This is a genomic window from Ochrobactrum sp. CGA5, from assembly GCF_006345815.1.
Lineage (GTDB): Bacteria > Pseudomonadota > Alphaproteobacteria > Rhizobiales > Rhizobiaceae > Brucella.
In genome coordinates this window covers 145,647-163,032 of record NZ_VCIG01000009.1, presented here as the reverse complement: position 1 = coordinate 163,032, position 17,386 = coordinate 145,647, and the positions used below count along the sequence as shown (strand labels likewise).

The window sequence follows — 17,386 nt, the reverse complement described above, 5'->3', positions numbered from 1 at the left end:
TCGCAGCAAAGGGCAAGCCTCAGAAAGCCACATTTTTTTGCTGAAAGCCCTTGCAAACAGACTCGACAAGAGCAGGGAATCGGATGCCAGCGAAATAACACCTTTGGATTCAATGCGTTTTCAGGGCACAATTTTTAGCTGATCCTGATATGTTCTAATTGAAAATAAATTTAAAAATTTTCCTTGACTCAAACACCCTTCCGAGTCCCTAAACCAGCCTGTGGATAGTGGTGGATAACATTCTGCAACCATTTGAAAAATCTAACTAAATCAGCGTATGCGATATTGACTGCGCTCGGTGATATTCCAGCTTGGTATTGAAATCACTCTACAATTCGAAGTGGAGTGAGAGAGCGTCGGTTCTGCAGAAAAGCGTTCAATAAAGAAAACCCGGCTAACGATGAGCCGGGTTTCGAAAACGATCCATAGAATGGATAAATGCTTAGGCGTTCAGAGCCTTAACGCGCTGGGCAAGGCGAGACACCTTACGCGAAGCGGTATTCTTGTGCATTACGCCCTTGGAAGCAGCACGCATCAGTTCTGGCTCAGCGGCCTTGAATGCAACTTCTGCAGCCTGCTTGTCGCCGCTCAGCAGAGCGTCTTCCAGCTTGCGCACAAAGGTACGAACACGCGAACGGCGGGACTTGTTGATTTCGGTGCGGGCAGCGATCTTGCGCACTGCCTTCTTGGCCGAAGGAGTATTGGCCATAAATGCCTCTCTTTTTCTGTCAGCTAGCCAGGGGGCAAAAACCGCCGGGCACAAAACCTCTAGGGCAGCCGAGAAAATCCCTTTAAGATCCCTGGGGCCGCCGATCCGTGGGTGGGCTTATAGAGCAGCTTTGGCGCTGCGTCAACGTGGATTCTGTTCCAACGCTCGACCAAAAAGCCGCAAACCGGGCCCGAAAGCCCGTCAAAAGCAGCATGGAGTCTTCCAGAAAGCTTTTGTCGGGCGCTCGATGGACAGCCAGCCGGTCAATTAGCGATTCTTGAAGGAGGGTGTGCGCTTGTCGATGAAAGCCGCCATGCCTTCCTTCTGATCTTCCGTTGCAAACAGCGAATGGAACTGACGGCGTTCAAAGCGAAGCCCTTCGCTCAACGTCATTTCATAGGTGCGATTGACCGCTTCCTTGACCATCAGAACGGACGGGCGTGAGAAGGATGCAATGCGTTCGGCGGCCTTCAACGCTTCGTCCAGGAGCTCTTCCGGCGCAACGACGCGCGAGACGAGACCGCTACGTTCGGCCTCCGCTGCGTCCATCATACGTCCAGTCAGGCACATATCCATCGCCTTGGATTTGCCGACATAACGGGTGAGACGCTGCGAGCCCCCCATGCCGGGCATGACGCCGAGCGTGATTTCTGGCTGGCCGAATTTTGCATTGCTGCCCGCAATGATGAAATCGCACATCATGGCAAGCTCGCAGCCACCGCCGAGTGCATACCCCGAGACTGCTGCGATGATCGGCTTGCGAACACGGTCCACTTTCTGCCAGTTGGCGAACATGTCCTGTAGATAGGCGTCCACGAAATCGATTGGCTGCATTTCCTTGATGTCAGCTCCGGCGGCAAAAGCTTTTTCGGAACCGGTCAGGACGATAGCGCCGACTTTGCCATCTCCATCGAATGCGCCGAGAGCTTCGGTCAATTCGTCGAGAACTTTGCGATTCAGTGCATTGAGCGCCTGCGGGCGGTTGAGGCGGATGAGGCCAACGCTGCCACGTGTCTCAACGATGATCGTTTCATAGGCCATGGATTCGAACTCCTCCTTCAGACCACTTGCTGGTTGGCGGGCAAAGTGGACCGGCGGAGCTTCTTTTTCAAGGCCTCATTGCTGGCAAGAGGCACAGAAAAAAGTCGAACGTCCCGACTGTACCGCCCGTTCAACAACACCGTTGCAGTCTGGACTTTTGCATGGCTCGCCCTCACGCCCGTAGACGGAGAAAGAGTGCTGGAAATAGCCGAGTGCGCCGTCTGCCTGAATATAGTCTTTCAGGGTTGAGCCGCCTGCGGCAATGGCTTCCGCAATCACCGTACGAATATCGGCAGCCAATTGCTCCATGATTACGGTGTCCTGTGCAATGGACCCGGCGGCGCGCATGGGCGACAGGTGGCTGCGCCAGAGAGCCTCGCAGACATAGATATTACCGAGACCGGCTATCAGTCGCTGATCAAGCAGGGCCGCTTTGAGTGGTGTTCGACGTCCCTTGAAGAGCTCGGCCAGAACGGCACCAGAGAGCAGATTGCCTGTTGGCTCTATGCCAAGGCTTGCCAGCAGCGGATGACTTTCAAGTGTGCCTTCTTCCGCAAAGAGCATGAAGCCGAAGCGGCGCGGATCGTTGTAAACAATGCGGGCAGGAGCACCATCGGCACGCAAGAGGTGAAACACGACATGATCATGCGTGCTCAGCTTGGAACGCTCATGATGGAATTCGCCCGGCGTGCCGTTACCATCATCGGTTTCGATGCGAAACGAACCTGACATGCCCAGATGGCTGATGAGGGAAAGTCCGTCGTCGAGATGGATCGTGAGATATTTTGCGCGACGTCCAAGCGCTGAAATGCGCCGACCGGAAAGACGTTCGACAAAGCGGTCGGGGAAGGGAAAGCGCAGGTCCGGGCGCCGTTGTTCGACTTGGCTGACGGTCGCGCCCTCCATGACTGGCTGCAGACCACGGCGTACCGTCTCGACCTCTGGCAATTCGGGCATTGAACATTGATCCTGAACAAGAGCCATCAATTGGCTTTGTCCTTATATGTTCAGTTTTGCCCGCGATGCCAAGAGCTCAGCAATTGGTGCAGGGAATCGTATTGGTATAGCGGGGTGCCAGATAATAGGTCTCGCTCATCGGAATGCTGTTGGAAATCCACGCATTGAGCGGCTTGTAGTCGAGTTCGACGTCGACCCTGATGAAATACGCCCCTTCGTCCACTAGGCTTGTCGGAAGGTTACCCACAGTACCTTTCAGTGCCGCAAAATTGGCGATACTGGCATAGGACCAGTCCACCTTCGGTTCCAGGTTGTTGGCCCTTTTCGTTCCGTCGATCCTGATGGCGGTGATCCTTATCTTCGGGCTGCTCCGGCCATAAGGCAGAAGCAATGTGCGACCGATATTGAACATATCGTCCAGATCATTTTTCGTAACCGACAATTGGCGGGCAACCAGATCGGCGAGGCTGCTTGCCGACCGCGACACTTTCTTGTTGGTATCCATCCCGTCGGCAAGATCGGCGGAGCCGAGGTAAATGAGAAGCAGGAGAGGCGCGATCAGGGCGAACTCGACCGCTCCCAATCCGCGCCGGTCACTCAGAAAATTCCGAAGATAATTACGCATGACAGTTGATCGCTCTAAAGCGCATTCCGAATGTCTGAAACGCTTTTCGGTGCGCGTCGGTTGCTCTAGTTCGGGAAGGGTTCGTTCTGCCAGGTGAGCGTTGCAAAAAGCGGCATCGTGCCGCCTGCTGAATATGGACTTTGCACCATATAGAGAATGTTCGTCAGCACCGGCCAGGCATACACCACATTAAGCTGGTTGATCGTCGAGGTACCGCTTGCTCCGATAATACCTGTCTGTGTGAGCTTGCCTTTATCGTCGAGTATCTTATCAGTCGGAACCCTGGCAAAACCTTCATATGTTCCAAGGTTGAACGACAGATTGGGACAGTCCGCAGCGACCATGAATTGCATCTGTTGGCAGAGTTCGTTGCGCAGTGTCTCTTCGCTTATCGCGGTTCCCCTGATCTGGCCAGTCTGCAATCTGCGCGCCACAGTCTCCGTCGCGTTGGATATGACTTGACGCGCAGCAAAACTCACGCCGATCTCTATCGTTGCAAAGACAATAAGCAGGAATGGAACGATGAGCAGCGCAAATTCCACTGCCGTCACACCATCTTGCGCACGGACGAAACGGCGCAAACTTACGCCTACACGCGCAAGGTGACGCGCGAAAATCCCGAAAGCCATTACCCCACCCAATTCTGCCTTGATGCGATGGGGCGTATCGTTACAACAGGACAACCTGAAAGAGTATTAACGGAAGTAATTGCTCATGCACGATTATAGCTATTTGTCGTCAAAGCCGTTCTTCGTCGAGGCTTTCTCACAATAGGGCGTGCAGGAAAGTGTTTGCACTTCGGCCTGGCGATAAATCCGCGTTGTTCCGCGTGTATTGCGGGAGACAACCAGTTCGCGGTCGAGAATCGGTTCGCCCTGCTTGTCCATAACGACAATATTGGTGACGCCGAAATCCTTGCCGGTCAGAACGATAGTCTGCGCATCCTGAACGACCGCATCGGCAATCGACGGATTTCCGATCACGACACTGTCGGCTGGACGCGCCAGCCGCAAAATGCGTGCCTGACTTGTTTCAAGGGTAATATGGTCTTCCGCAGACGCCGGCGCGGCGGCAAAAACTGCCATGAACACAACGCTCACGGCGGACACCACCATGCCGAAGCCATCCAAAGAAAACACACGACGCGCCACGCGACATTCCCCGCTGTATGGGCCAAGCGAATGAGACCCAATCAATATAATGAGCAAAGAATGAACAGGATTGGTGAAGGAAGAATTAAGTCGCTAGCCCTTCGGTGCAGACAAAGCCTGTAATTCGCCAAAGATTAACCAATGGCGCGATTGCAGGCCCTGCACAGCGCCGAAACACTTCATTAACCCTGATTGTTAAGAGGGTCACAATTCCTCTCTCCTATGCTTGATCGCATCCGAACTTGAAGCGCTTTCCGAAAACAGCGCGACCGGAACTACGAGGAGCATGTGATGCCGACATTGATGACGCGTTTCATGAAGAACAGGGCCGGCTCGACAGCAATCGAATATGCGCTCATCGGCACGCTCGTCTCGATAATGATCATCAGCGGCGTCGCGCTCGTGGCCGGAAATGTCGGCGAAAAATTCAACGACACAGCCACACAGTTCGAACAAGCGATCAACCGCTAATCGACAGAATGCTGTTCTGTGCAAACGGTGGCCAAATGATGGGATGACAGGCGACGCGGGGGCCTTGGCAATGATAGCAGCAGCCATGACAGCGATCTTCGCTGTAGCAATGGTGACGGCCATGGTGACTGACCTGATGTCGATGACCATCCGCAACCGTGTTTCCATCGGCCTGACCTTCGGCTTCGTCCTGCTTGCACCGCTCTGCGGCATCTCCCTTTCTGACTATGGCTGGCATCTGGCGGTTGGCGGTCTTGCGCTCATCGTCACCTTTTCGCTCTTCTGCCTTCGCGCCATGGGTGGCGGCGATGCCAAGCTCATTGCTGCGTCGGCCCTGTGGTTCGGTCCCAATATCAGCCTGCTGGATTATCTTGTGATGGTTTCGATCTTGGGTGGCGTGCTGACGCTCGCGCTTCTTCTCTACAGGACGATCCCACGCCCGCTTCTGGCGGATCGCTATGCCTTCATGGGAATGCTTGCCCGGAAGGATGCAGGCATTCCCTACGGTATCGCTCTCGGCGCCGCCGGTCTCTGGGCATTTCCAGTGTCGCCAATCGGGGAAACGATAAAAGCTTATATGACGGGAGTTTTTTAAGCGCTTTATGCGCAACGCCCGCATGTATTCCCAATCTTTCTTTATTCTAATAAGATTATATTAACCATAATTACACGATTGCCAGTGCAATTTTGGAACACGTCATCAAGGCGTGGGGATTTGCGCGGGGCATATCATGAAATCAGCTCGACTGCTCATTTTAGGGGTGGCCGTTCTTGCGGCAGGCGGTGCTGGCTATATTGCGATGAACCTCTCCGCGCCTCCGCCTGCTCCTGTCATTGTAGCGCCTGAAGCGCCACAGATGAAACTGGAAGATGTGCTGGTTGCAACCGAAAATCTGGGCGTCGGCGCAGAACTGACATCGCAGATGCGCTGGCAGCCCTGGCCTGCGGAAGCAATCAGCGAAGGCTATATCACCCGCGCGAGCGAACCCGATGCAATCAATCAATTGAGCGGCGCGACCGTTCGCTTGCAGTTCTTCACGGGCGAGCCGATCCGCAAGACTAAGCTGATCGGTCCGGGACAGAGCTTCATGTCGTCGATCCTGCCTCCCGGTATGCGCGCTGTCGCGACGCAGATCAATGCCGAAAGCTCGGCAGGTGGTTTCATTCTTCCCAATGATTTCGTCGATGTCATCATGACCCGCCGCAAGCCGGACAATGGGGATAAATCGCTGGCGCCATTCACTACGGAAACCGTACTGCAGAATGTGCGCGTTCTAGCCATAGACCAGGCTATTCAGGAAGATGAGCAGGGCCGCAAGGTCATGGTTGGTCAAACGGCTACGCTCGAAGTAACGCCGGAACAGGCCGAAATCATCACCGTCGCCCAGCAGATGGCGGACCGCCTGACGCTGGCGCTTCGCTCGACACAGGATGTCGAGGACAAGGATATCAAGCAAGCTGACTATCTGGTTTCCTCGCCGACCCGGAGCGGGACGGTCAAGGTCATCAAGTCCGGCAGCGTTACAGAAGTAGGACCGCGCTCATGAGAAAGACAAAACGCGTGCGCCCGTATTCCGCAAAGATCGCGCTTGTGGCCAGCGCCCTCGCAACCTTTTCATTGCCGTTCATCGATATGTCCGCTTGGGCCTCGGCTGGTATTGTCAAGGTCGGCAAGCAACAGCGTTCGCAGACGATCAAGCTTGGCCTCAACAAGTCTGTTGTTCTCGATCTTCCGCAAGACGCCTATGATGTTCTCGTCTCGAACCCGACAATCGCTGATGCAGTGACGCGAACATCGCGGCGCATCTATCTTTTCGGCAAGCAGGTCGGACAGACCAATATTTTTGTTTTCGGTCCCAATGGTGAGCAGGTCGCGTCCATTGATGTCGAAATCGAGCGCGATGTGAGCGGGCTTTCTGCACAGCTCAAGCGTCTCATTCCCGGTTCAGACATTCGCGTAGAGCTCATTAATGACAATGTGGTGTTGACCGGGACGGTGCAGACCCCGCAGGATTCGGCGCAGGCCGCAAAGCTTGCGGGCCTTTTCGTGACCGGTGGCGAAGCAACAACCGGCCAGTTCACCACGACTGCATCCGCGCCAACGGATGGCGGCGGCGTAGCCATCAACAACCCTGATTGGGGACGCCGTCAAAGTGCCATCGTCAATATGCTAACTATAGTCGGTGAGGATCAGGTGACGCTGAAAGTCACCGTCGCCGAGGTCAGCCGCTCCGTCATGAAGCAGCTTGGCGTTAATATGAGCGGCGGAGGCGTTTCGAACGGTATTTCCTATGGGGGAATTTCCGAGAGTATTGCCGGAGCCATCGGCAACAACCTGTCCGATACCGGATTCGGCCTCGCGACGAGCAATTTTTCCGCCTATCTGCGGGCGATGGAATCGGCAGGCGTGATGAAGACGCTCGCCGAGCCGACGCTGACGGCAATCTCCGGCGAAAAAGCAGCTTTCAATGTCGGCGGCGAATATAACGTCATCAACAGCGTCACCTATGACGATGACGGAAAACGCACCAATCAATTGGCCAAGATCAACTACGGTATAGGCCTCGAATTCATGCCGACCGTGCTGGGGCCGGGACGCATCAGCCTGAAAATTAGAACCTCCGTCTCGGAACCGACGACCGAAGGTGCAGGCACCACCAACAAGATGGAGGGCGTGGGCGCGAGCGTTCTGTCGTTGCGCAAGCGCGTCGCCGACACGACGGTTGAGCTTCCATCCGGCGGCTCCATGATGATCGGCGGCCTGATCCGCGACGAAGTGCGCCAGTCGGTTTCAGGCTTTCCGGGCCTCACCAAAATTCCAGTCCTTGGCGCGCTGTTCCGCAGCAAGGATTTCATCCGCAACGAATCCGAATTGGTGGTGATTGTCACACCTTATCTGGCGCGCCCTGTTGCCCGCCAGCAGCTTGCGCGGCCTGATGACAATCTCAACCCGGCCAGCGATGGCGCGGGATATATCCTTGGCAAGGTCAATCGAGTTTACGGCACGATGGAAACCAAATTGCCACCCGGTCGCTACAACGGCGTCGTCGGTTATATCTATAAGTGAGCGGGGACAGATCATGACATATTCAGTCAGAGGTTTTTGCATTATATCGGTTCGCCCAACGCTTGTCGCCTTGTCGCTGGTTCTCCTCGCAGGTTGCGCAAATCGCCAGCACGTCACCGTGGGGGCCCTGCCAGATGATTACCGCACAAACCACCCGATTACGATTGCCGAGCGGGAGCAGGTCACCGACATTCCGGTTGCACAAGCAGACCAGAAGCTGAACCCTATGCAACGCGGCATCGTTCAGGGTGCGATCGCCAATTATCGGCGCAGCGGCTCAGGCATGATCTATGTTCTTGTGCCGTCCGGTGCATCCAATCAGGCCGCAGCCTATCGGCTGAGCACAGAGGTGTCGGCCACACTACGGCGCAGCGGCGTCAAGGCGAACAATATCGCCATCGAAAACTATCCCGTTGACAACCCGGAAGCAGCGGCCCCCATCCGTATCAGCTACTATGCGATGACGGCTGGCACGACACCGTGCGGTCGCTGGCCGGACGATCTCGCCAGCACGCCTGAAAACAAGCACTACACCAATTTTGGCTGCGCGTCGCAGAACAATCTTGCCGCTCAGGTCGCCAATCCGGCCGACCTTCTGGGACCGCGCGTCATGGCGCCAATCGATTCGGACCGTACGACCCAACGTCTCAACGGTAATCAGGGCTACGTGAAAATGTCACCTGCACAAACGGACAACTGGCAGGAAACCCGCAGCCAGCAGGCCGAGTATTAAGAGGGCGCCATGAGCAACTTCGCGTTCGAACCGGCCCAAGAAGAACAGGGCGTCGAGACGGGCCGCGCGCCGATCATGCTTGAAAATGTGCGCCCCATTCCACGCATTTCTATTCAGGCCTTCTGTGTGAACGAAAGCGTCGCCATTCCGATCGAGCGCGCAGGTGGCGACCGGCGGATGGCCAAAACCCATCTGAAGGTCATGATGGGGGGCATCGCGTCGGCAATCGAGTTCTATCAGACCGCCTCTACGCCGAACCTGATTATTGTCGAGTCAGCTTCCGAACCCAATGTGCTGCTTGAGGAACTGCAGCAGCTCTCTGAGGTATGCGATCCCGGCTCAAAGGTTATGGTGATCGGTCATTCCAATGAGGTCTGGCTTTATCGCGAATTGCTGCGCCGCGGCGTTTCGGAATATATCGTGGCACCTGTCTCGCTGGCCGACATTCTGGCCATCGTCTCCTCTATCTTTCTCAATCCCGATGCAGAACCGCTGGGCCGTTCCATCGCCTTCATCGGTGCGAAAGGCGGTGTCGGCGCTTCGACCGTCGCGCACAATGTCGCCTGGTCGATTTCCGAGCTGTTCCGGCACGATGTGGTGCTGGCAGACATGGATCTGCCTTTCGGTACGGCGAATATCAATTTCGATCAGGACCCGACGCTTGGTATCGCCGACGCCGTCTTCTCGCCGGAGCGCATCGACGAGGTTTATCTTGACCGGCTGCTTGTACAATATGGCGATCATCTTTCGATCCTTGCGGCACCTTCCAGCCTGGAGCGGACTTTTGATTTCGGCGAGGAAGCCTTTGCAGAACTGATTGATGTTGCCCAGCGCAATTCTCCGCTGGTCGTGCTGGATGTGGCGCATGGCTGGAACGGATGGACGCGGACCACGCTGATGCGCGCTGATGAGGTGGTAATCGTTGCAGCACCTGATCTTGCCAATCTCCGCAATGCGAAAAACCTCCTGGACACGCTGGCGCAATTGCGCCCGAACGATGTGAAGCCGCACCTCATCCTGAACCAGATGGGCATTCCCAAACGGCCGGAAATCGCGCTCGCCGACTTTACGGAGCCGCTCGGCATCGATCCTATCGCCACCATCGACTTCGATCCGCAACTTTTCGGCAATGCAGCGAATAATGGCCGGATGGTCGCAGAGACCAACCCGGAAAGCCCTGCTGCCGAGACCATCAGCCATATTGCGCATATCGTGACCGGCAGGGCCGATGTGCAACCACGCAAGAAGAGCGGAATATCCGGCCTTCTCGGCAAGTTTGCACGCAAGACCAAGTAACGGCAGGAAATCATGTTCGGCAGAAGAGGCAACGATACGGGAAGCAGACCAGAAACCGGGACACGACCGCCCGCGTCGAAACCTGCCGTACCTGCTGTAACGCCCCCCATGGCCCAGCCAGCCTTGCAACCGCCCCGTATGCAGGCTGCGGTGCCGAGCGCTCCGGCAAGATCCGCCACCCAAACCGGCACACAGGGGCGCGAGAAAACCGAGAGCTATTACGATACCAAGTCGCAGGTCTTCTCTGCACTTATCGACACGATCGACCTGTCGCAGCTTTCCCGTATGGCACCGGACACCGCACGCGAGGAAATCCGCGACATCGTCAATGATATCATTGCCATCAAGAACTTCGTCATGTCGATTGCCGAGCAGGAAGAACTGCTCGACGATATTTGCAACGATGTTCTTGGCTACGGCCCACTGGAGCCTCTTCTTTCGCGCGACGACATTGCCGACATTATGGTCAACGGTTCTCGCCGGACCTATATCGAAGTGGACGGCCTGCTGCAGGAAACCGGCATTCGTTTCCGCGATAACCAGCAACTTCTCAATATCTGCCAGCGCATCGTAAGCCAGGTTGGACGCCGCGTCGACGAATCGAGCCCGATCTGCGACGCTCGTCTCCCAGACGGTTCGCGCGTCAACGTCATTGCACCGCCGCTGTCGCTCGACGGCCCGACCCTTACCATCCGCAAGTTCCGCAAGGAGAAGCTGACGCTCGACCAGTTGGTGCGATTCGGCGCCATATCGAATGCCGGAGCGGAGTTGCTGCAGATCATCAGTCGCGTGCGCTGCAATGTCATTATTTCGGGTGGCACTGGTTCGGGCAAGACCACGCTTCTGAATTGCCTGACACGCTATATCGATACACACGAACGCATCATCACCTGCGAAGACTCGGCCGAACTGCAATTGCAGCAGCCACATGTGGTACGTCTGGAAACCCGCCCGCCCAATCTGGAAGGGGAAGGCGAGGTCACCATGCGCGATCTGGTTAAGAACTGCCTGCGTATGCGTCCCGAACGCATCATCGTTGGCGAAGTGCGCGGCCCTGAAGTCTTCGACCTCCTGCAGGCGATGAACACTGGACATGACGGTTCGATGGGTACGATCCATGCCAATAGCCCGCGTGAATGTCTCAACCGTATGGAAGCGATGATCGCCATGGGCGGCTATGTGCTGCCGCAAAAGACCGTGCGCGAGATTATCGTCGGTTCAGTCGATATCATCATTCAGGCCGCACGCCTTCGCGATGGCACACGCCGCATCACCCACATCACCGAAGTGGTGGGACTGGAAGGTGATGTCATCACCACGCAGGATCTCGTTCTCTACGATATCAAGGGTGAAGACGCCTCCGGTCGCATTCTCGGCAGCCATGGCTCGACCGGCATCGGACGACCCGCTTTCTGGGAGCGCGCCCGTTACTATAATGAGGATAGCCGCCTGGCATCCGTTCTCGATAGCATGGAAAGACCAAACGCATGATGGGGTCCGGGGCCGGCATTTTGATGTTCATCGTGCTTGCCATCGTTGCCTGCGCGGCTTTGTTCTACGCGCTTTTTTATGAAAAGTTCGGCAAGAAGGATCATGCAACGCGGCGCTTTGAGACCGTGCGCAACAGCGGCTCGGAAAGGGCGATAACGCGCAGCGAACGCGACAGAAATGCTGACATCCAGAAGCGCCGCAAACAACTGCATGACAACATCAAGGATCTGGAAGCGCGGCAGAAGCAACGCGAAAAGAACCAGAAATATCCGCCCCTCCGTATTCTTCTGACGCAGGCGGGATTAAATCTCACCTTGCAGAAATTTTATATCTATTCGGGCGGGACTGCGTTCGTTGTCTCATTCGTCGCTTTGATATTCGGCGCGCCACTGCTTTTCCTGCCGGGTGTCGCCATTGCGGGTTTCTTCGGCCTGCCACGCTGGTTTGTGCTGCAAAGGCGCAAGCGACGGCTGAAGAAATTCCTCGAAGAGTTTCCCAACGCCCTTGACGTCATCGTGCGCGCAACCCGCGCCGGGCTTCCGCTCAATGACGGCTTGCGGCTGATTGCGAGCGAGGCGGTTGAGCCGGTCAAGGGAGAGTTCAAAAAGGTTGTCGAAGCACAGCAGATCGGGCTTTCGATCGCCGAAGCCGTTGGCAAGATGCCCGATTCCATGCCTTGCCCGGAAACGAATTTCTTCGCCATCGTCATCCAGATACAAGCACAGGCTGGCGGCAACCTTTCCGAAGCACTCAACAATCTTTCAAAGGTTCTGCGCGACAGGAAGAAGATGAAGGCCAAGGTCAACGCTCTTTCCATGGAAGCCAAGGCTTCGGCTGCCATCATTGGCGCTCTGCCATTTATCGTTACGTTTCTGGTCTATCTGACGAGTCCGCAATATATGACGCTGCTTTTTACCTCTTCGACCGGCCACATGCTTCTGGGCATTGCAGGGGTCTTGATGTTGACCGGCATCTTCATCATGAAAAACATGATCAATTTCGATATGTGAGGTATCGGACATGCTTTCTCTCCTCACACAAAAGCTGACCGACCCGCAGTTTCTAATCGGGGTTTTGATTACCGTTGCGGTTTTTGCAACCGTGGTTACGATCCTGATGCCGGTTCTCAGCGGCAGCGCGCTCAAATCACGTATGAAATCCGTCGCAACCGAGCGCGAGGCCATTCGCTCGCGGGAGCGCGCCCGTCTTGCAGCAGAAAGCGATCGTCGAAACAGTCTGCGTCATCAGCAAAAGCAGGGCATTCGCCAATTCGTTGAAAAGCTTGATCTCAAGCGCGCGCTTGCCGACGAAAAGACGATTGCTTCGCTTAGGCAGGCAGGCTTCAGGGGGCAAAACCCGCTCAATATCTTTCTGTTCCTGCGCTTTGTGCTGCCCTTCGGCGCTATGTTGATTGCTGTAGTCTATATTTTCGTGCTTGGTGTTCTTGCCGATCAAACCTTCTTCGTTCGTTTGCTTGTATGTATTTTCGCCGGCTATGCTGGCTTCTACGCGCCCAATCTCTATGTCTCGAACAGGGCTACCAAGCGCAAACAATCCATTCGCCGCGCATGGCCGGACGCGCTCGACCTGATGCTGATCTGTGTGGAATCGGGCATGTCCACTGAAGCCGCATTTCGGCGTGTAGCCGATGAAATTGGCATCCAATCCGTCGAGCTTGCCGAAGAACTGATGCTGACCAATGCTGAGCTTTCATTCCTGCCGGAACGCCGTCAGGCCTATGATAACCTGGCCAATAGAACGGGTCTGGAACCGGTGAAGTCCGTAACGCAGGCACTCATTCAGGCAGAGCGTTACGGCACTCCAGTAGCACAGGCGTTACGCACGCTTTCGCAGGAAAGTCGCGATCTGCGCCTGCTGGAAGCCGAAAAGAAGGCGGCGGCACTGCCGCCGAAACTCACCGTGCCGATGATCGTTTTCTTCCTGCCGGTGCTCTTTATCGTGATCCTTGGTCCGGCCTTCATTCAGATTTCGGCGCAAGGCGGATTGTTCGGCGGCAACTGAAACCATCGATCAGAGTATAATGGAAAAGTGATTGGGGTTTCAGCCCTTCGGCTTGTCCTTGAGCATGTTCCAGGAGTTCTGCTGGGCCAGCATGGAACGGAGATAGTCCGTATTGGCCTTGGCCTGCTGCGGAGAAATCTCGCGCGCCGCAATCGCCTCGGCTTCCTGAAAGCGCCCCTGCAAACCAACTGACAGGGCAAGATTCTGGCGCACACGGCTGTCTGCGCCGGGCGCAGCGGCAGCCTGTTTGAAATAGCTTTCTGCTGTCCGCGCGTCGCCAGCCAGAAGATAGGACATACCCATATTGGAGATGATCGACGGCTCATTCGGCTGAAGTTGCAGCGCCTTCTGGTAGGTCGCCCGGGCTTCCTCCCGCTTTCCCATCTGGTCGAGAATGGCGCCTTCTGCGGAAACCAGTTTCCAGTCAGGATAAGCAGGATTCTGCGCGCGGCGAATGGCATCAAGCGCACCGTCAAACTGGCCAGCACCGGCGAGCGCCTTGCCATAAGCGGCGAGAACAGCCTGATCTTTGGGATAGACAATGGCGAGCGCCCGCATGACGGCCAATGCCTGATCGTTGCGACCGAGACGCGCCAGTACATTAGCATAGTTGAGTGCTGTCTGACGATCCTTCGGATTGCGTTCATATTGTGCGCCAAGCCGTCCAGCCATGGCTGAAAGCTGAGCGTTGTTCATGTTGTCGAAAGTGGCGGCGGTTGCCGCGCGACGCACCGACCCGGTGGTGGTCCGATCAACCGATGTGCACCCGGAAACGACAAGTGCCGAAAGAATGCAGGCGAAGCCGATACGTATTGCGATAGCGTTTTTTCGAGCGATGTTCAGCATGCCGCCTCTCCTGCTAAAGCGTGTCGTGCATCCAACATACCTTAGGCACCCTCAAGCCCAATTCCCTCTAAATCAATAGTCTGTTAACCCTAATGATTGGTTAATAAAGCGATTGCGGTTTCTCTATTCGCACGGCAATAATTGCTCTATCTGTTTGTTTTGACGCGCATCTTGTCCGAAAGCCGCTTCACACGTTTCGGCATGCGCTATCTGTCCGTTTCTATGAACTTCCGACAAAATCCCAGCGCTTTTGCCGGAGATCGCCTACTGCTCAGAAAGAACATCATGTCTGTCGAACTCCTTTCCCGAAAATCCGAACAAAGCCGCCCCATCCGGTTTACGCCGAGAGGCGGGTTGGAAGCATCTGGCCTGCCTGCCGATGCGTTTGCATGGGCAAAAGCCCATGGCTTTGACGGCGAAGCCGGACGTATCCTCATCCTTCCCGGTGCAGGTGGAGCCGTATCGGGTGCACTGTTTGGAACGGGAGACCAGGAAAAGGGTGGCCAATCGCAACTTCTGGCCGGGAAGCTTGCACGAAACCTCCCTGAAGGAGACTGGCATATTGACGGTGCGACCGATGAGGCTGCGCTTGCCGTCCTGGGCTTCCTGATGGGCGGCTATAGTTTTGCGCGTTATCGCAAGTCGAACGGCAAGGTAATCCGTCTTGCTCTGCCCGAAGGTGTGGATGAAGCGGAGATCCGTCGTATAGCCGCTGCGGTCACGCTGGTGCGCGATCTCATCAATACGCCGACTAACGATATGGGGCCTGACGCCCTTGAACATGTCGCTCGTGAACTGGCGGCGAAACACAAGGCGGACATTGCGGTCACCGAAGGCGATGCGCTTTTGGAGAAGAACTTTCCGATGATTCATGCAGTTGGTCGTGCGGGTGCGATTGCACCACGCTTGATCGATCTTGGCTGGGGCAGGGCAAGCGACCCGAAAGTCACGTTGGTTGGCAAGGGCGTTTGCTTCGACACAGGCGGTCTCGATATCAAACCGGCAAGCGGCATGCTGTTGATGAAAAAGGATATGGGTGGAGCTGCCAATGTGCTGGGACTAGCCTCCATGATCATGGACGCAAAATTGCCGGTGCGGTTGCGCGTGTTGATCCCGGCAGTGGAGAATTCGATTGCCGGTAATGCCTTCCGTCCGGGCGATGTCTTGCAAAGCCGCAAGGGTTTGACCGTCGAAATCGGCAATACAGATGCGGAAGGCCGGCTGGTTCTCGCTGACGCGCTTGCGCTTGCCGATGAAGAAGAACCAGCGCTGCTGATCGATATGGCGACGCTGACGGGCGCTGCGCGTGTCGCGCTCGGCCCCGATCTGCCGCCATTCTATACGCATGATGACGGACTTGCCGCCTCAATTGCGCACAATGCGGATATCACAGCGGACCCGCTATGGCGGATGCCGCTGTGGAAGCCCTATGCGCAAAAACTATCTTCGCGGATCGCTGACATCAACAATGTCACCACCGACGGTTTTGCCGGGTCGGTGACGGCAGCGCTGTTTCTCAGCAAATTCGTAGAAAAGGCTCACGCATGGGCGCATTTCGACATTTTCGGCTGGGTGCCGGTCGAAAAGCCAGCTTCCCCGGTCGGCGGCGAAGCGCAAGCCATTCGCGCTCTTTACCAGCTTTTGAAGGAACGTTACCCGGCGCGCTGAATTCGCCCGATTTCACTTGCCTGAGACACTGAAAGCAGGTTGAATAAAACGGTTCCGAAACAATCCCCATTCTGGTGGAGCCGGATGCCAATTGAGCTGAAGCCGTTGCAGGCACTTACATTGTTGAGAACCCTGTCGCTTGAACAGGTGCGTGACGAGATGCCCGACCTCACCACGCGACAGGTAGCTATTCTCCTGACCATCTATCTGGAACCCCCACCGCATACCGTGCGGGGGCTTTCAGCAAAACTGAATGTCACCAAGCCGGTTGTCACCCGTGCGCTCGACACGATGGGCGCACTCGAGCTCGTCTCCCGGCATCGTGATGAAAAAGACCGACGAAATGTGCTAGTAAAGAGGACAGTCGCCGGTGCACTTTATGTTGAAAGACTGGGCGATCTGGTGATCGCCAAAGCCAGGGAGTTGCCACTTTGACCATGCTCGACCGCCGCCTCAATGCCTATCGCCCTGATCTCGCCGATGAGCGGCTGACCGGACAGGTGGAGGCTGCTCGCTTTACCGCTGGCACGCCGATGCAGGTTTGCGTTCCCGTTGTCGATCTGCGCGCCGAACCGCGTATGGACAGCGGACCGCAGACCCAGATAATCTTTGGCGATGGCGTCCGCGTCTTCGAGGAAATGGACGGCTGGTCGTGGGTGCAGGCGGAACGCGATGGCTATACGGGCTATGTCTCCTCTGCCGCGCTGGAACAGCCCGCAGGAACCGAAACACATCTGGTCATCGTGCCGCGTACCTTCGTTTATCCTGGCTCCGATCTCCGCTTTCCGCATACGAAAGCTCTGTCGCTCGGCTCGCGCGTGCGTATTGTCGGCGCAGCAGAAACGCGCGGCACGAGATATGCGCTTCTGGAAAGCGGCGAGGCGCTGATTGCAAGCCATCTTGCGCCGGTCGGTGACCATGCTTCCGACTATGTGGCTGTCGCCGAAACTCTTCTTCACACGCCCTATCTGTGGGGCGGCACATCGGGTTTCGGCATCGACTGCTCCGGTATTGTGCAATTGTGCATGTGGGTTGCAGGCCGGAGGGTTCTACGTGATTCCGACATGCAGCAGAATACGCTCGGCGAAGTCATCGAGCCAGATGCGACCTATTCGAACCTGAAGCGCGGTGATCTCGTCTTCTGGAAAGGCCATGTCGCGATCTGCGCTTCGCCCGATATGCTGATCCACGCGAGCGGTCACACCATGACGGTCACGCTCGAGCCGCTTCGGGATGCCATCAAACGCATTGCCTATCTATATGATTTGCCGACACTTGTCCGCAGACCCTGAAAATGAGACCGGGAATC

General features: G+C 56.1%; 19 protein-coding genes. 12 read left to right on the top strand and 7 right to left on the bottom strand.

Annotation, left to right across the window (positions count from 1 at the left end; genetic code table 11):
* Window positions 1-442: 442 nt before the first annotated feature.
* The 6 genes from rpsT to FJQ48_RS10380 form a co-directional block, all read right to left on the bottom strand.
* On the bottom strand, window positions 443-709 hold the full coding sequence (rpsT, locus tag FJQ48_RS10405) for a 30S ribosomal protein S20 (protein WP_010657809.1): 267 nt from the start codon (window positions 707-709) through the stop codon (window positions 443-445).
* Between the two features lie 267 nt (window positions 710-976).
* A complete protein-coding gene (locus FJQ48_RS10400) occupies window positions 977-1,750 on the bottom strand; it encodes an enoyl-CoA hydratase (RefSeq protein ID WP_139975050.1) in 774 nt (257 codons plus the stop codon).
* Window positions 1,751-1,825: 75 nt separating this feature from the next.
* The gene (gene mutM, locus FJQ48_RS10395) at window positions 1,826-2,707 is read right to left on the bottom strand and encodes a bifunctional DNA-formamidopyrimidine glycosylase/DNA-(apurinic or apyrimidinic site) lyase (RefSeq protein ID WP_139975049.1); all 882 of its coding nucleotides are present in this window, start codon (window positions 2,705-2,707) and stop codon (window positions 1,826-1,828) included.
* Window positions 2,708-2,783: 76 nt separating this feature from the next.
* Window positions 2,784-3,332: a TadE/TadG family type IV pilus assembly protein gene (locus FJQ48_RS10390; protein WP_139975048.1), complete on the bottom strand. Its 549-nt coding sequence runs from the start codon at window positions 3,330-3,332 to the stop codon at window positions 2,784-2,786.
* Window positions 3,333-3,397: 65 nt separating this feature from the next.
* On the bottom strand, window positions 3,398-3,961 hold the full coding sequence (locus tag FJQ48_RS10385) for a TadE/TadG family type IV pilus assembly protein (protein ID WP_139975047.1): 564 nt from the start codon (window positions 3,959-3,961) through the stop codon (window positions 3,398-3,400).
* Window positions 3,962-4,060: 99 nt separating this feature from the next.
* Entirely contained in the window at window positions 4,061-4,483 is a 423-nt protein-coding gene (locus FJQ48_RS10380; protein WP_139975046.1) for a pilus assembly protein N-terminal domain-containing protein, read from the bottom strand.
* A 291-nt stretch (window positions 4,484-4,774) separates the two neighbouring features.
* Between FJQ48_RS10380 and FJQ48_RS10375 the strand changes: the two genes are divergently transcribed.
* The 9 genes from FJQ48_RS10375 to FJQ48_RS10335 all read left to right on the top strand — a co-directional run bounded on the left by FJQ48_RS10375 (window position 4,775) and on the right by FJQ48_RS10335 (window position 13,563).
* The gene (locus FJQ48_RS10375) at window positions 4,775-4,954 is read left to right on the top strand and encodes a Flp family type IVb pilin (protein WP_139975045.1); all 180 of its coding nucleotides are present in this window, start codon (window positions 4,775-4,777) and stop codon (window positions 4,952-4,954) included.
* A 70-nt stretch (window positions 4,955-5,024) separates the two neighbouring features.
* On the top strand, window positions 5,025-5,549 hold the full coding sequence (locus FJQ48_RS10370; protein ID WP_247870349.1) for a prepilin peptidase: 525 nt from the start codon (window positions 5,025-5,027) through the stop codon (window positions 5,547-5,549).
* A gap of 136 nt (window positions 5,550-5,685) precedes the next feature.
* Window positions 5,686-6,501: a Flp pilus assembly protein CpaB gene (gene cpaB / locus FJQ48_RS10365; RefSeq protein ID WP_139975043.1), complete on the top strand. Its 816-nt coding sequence runs from the start codon at window positions 5,686-5,688 to the stop codon at window positions 6,499-6,501.
* A complete protein-coding gene (locus FJQ48_RS10360) occupies window positions 6,498-8,021 on the top strand; it encodes a type II and III secretion system protein family protein (protein WP_139975042.1) in 1,524 nt (507 codons plus the stop codon). Before cpaB ends, FJQ48_RS10360 begins: the two co-directional genes overlap by 4 nt.
* A gap of 13 nt (window positions 8,022-8,034) precedes the next feature.
* Window positions 8,035-8,754, top strand: coding sequence for a CpaD family pilus assembly protein (locus tag FJQ48_RS10355; RefSeq protein ID WP_139975041.1), 720 nt, complete (start codon window positions 8,035-8,037; stop codon window positions 8,752-8,754).
* A 9-nt stretch (window positions 8,755-8,763) separates the two neighbouring features.
* Window positions 8,764-10,050 (top strand): CpaE family protein, encoded by a 1,287-nt coding sequence (locus FJQ48_RS10350; protein WP_139975040.1) that lies wholly within the window; start codon window positions 8,764-8,766, stop codon window positions 10,048-10,050.
* Window positions 10,051-10,062: 12 nt separating this feature from the next.
* Window positions 10,063-11,541, top strand: a complete 1,479-nt coding sequence (locus FJQ48_RS10345; RefSeq protein WP_139975039.1) for an ATPase, T2SS/T4P/T4SS family — start codon at window positions 10,063-10,065, stop codon at window positions 11,539-11,541.
* Window positions 11,538-12,551: a type II secretion system F family protein gene (locus FJQ48_RS10340; RefSeq protein ID WP_139975038.1), complete on the top strand. Its 1,014-nt coding sequence runs from the start codon at window positions 11,538-11,540 to the stop codon at window positions 12,549-12,551. The genes FJQ48_RS10345 and FJQ48_RS10340 overlap by 4 nt, the downstream gene beginning before the upstream one ends.
* A 10-nt stretch (window positions 12,552-12,561) precedes the next feature.
* A complete protein-coding gene (locus tag FJQ48_RS10335) occupies window positions 12,562-13,563 on the top strand; it encodes a type II secretion system F family protein (protein WP_139975037.1) in 1,002 nt (333 codons plus the stop codon).
* A gap of 39 nt (window positions 13,564-13,602) precedes the next feature.
* Here the strand turns inward: FJQ48_RS10335 and FJQ48_RS10330 are convergent, their stop codons facing one another.
* The gene (locus FJQ48_RS10330) at window positions 13,603-14,409 is read right to left on the bottom strand and encodes a tetratricopeptide repeat protein (RefSeq protein WP_139975036.1); all 807 of its coding nucleotides are present in this window, start codon (window positions 14,407-14,409) and stop codon (window positions 13,603-13,605) included.
* Between the two features lie 285 nt (window positions 14,410-14,694).
* On the opposite strand from FJQ48_RS10330, the gene FJQ48_RS10325 reads away from it, so the two are divergent.
* The 3 genes from FJQ48_RS10325 (at window position 14,695) to FJQ48_RS10315 (ending at window position 17,369) form a co-directional block, all read left to right on the top strand.
* Window positions 14,695-16,077: a leucyl aminopeptidase family protein gene (locus tag FJQ48_RS10325; RefSeq protein ID WP_139975035.1), complete on the top strand. Its 1,383-nt coding sequence runs from the start codon at window positions 14,695-14,697 to the stop codon at window positions 16,075-16,077.
* 84 nt (window positions 16,078-16,161) lie between these two features.
* Window positions 16,162-16,512, top strand: a complete 351-nt coding sequence (locus FJQ48_RS10320) for a MarR family transcriptional regulator (RefSeq protein ID WP_139975034.1) — start codon at window positions 16,162-16,164, stop codon at window positions 16,510-16,512.
* A 2-nt stretch (window positions 16,513-16,514) separates the two neighbouring features.
* Window positions 16,515-17,369: an NlpC/P60 family protein gene (locus tag FJQ48_RS10315; protein WP_180350175.1), complete on the top strand. Its 855-nt coding sequence runs from the start codon at window positions 16,515-16,517 to the stop codon at window positions 17,367-17,369.
* The last annotated feature ends 17 nt before the right edge of the window (window positions 17,370-17,386 follow it).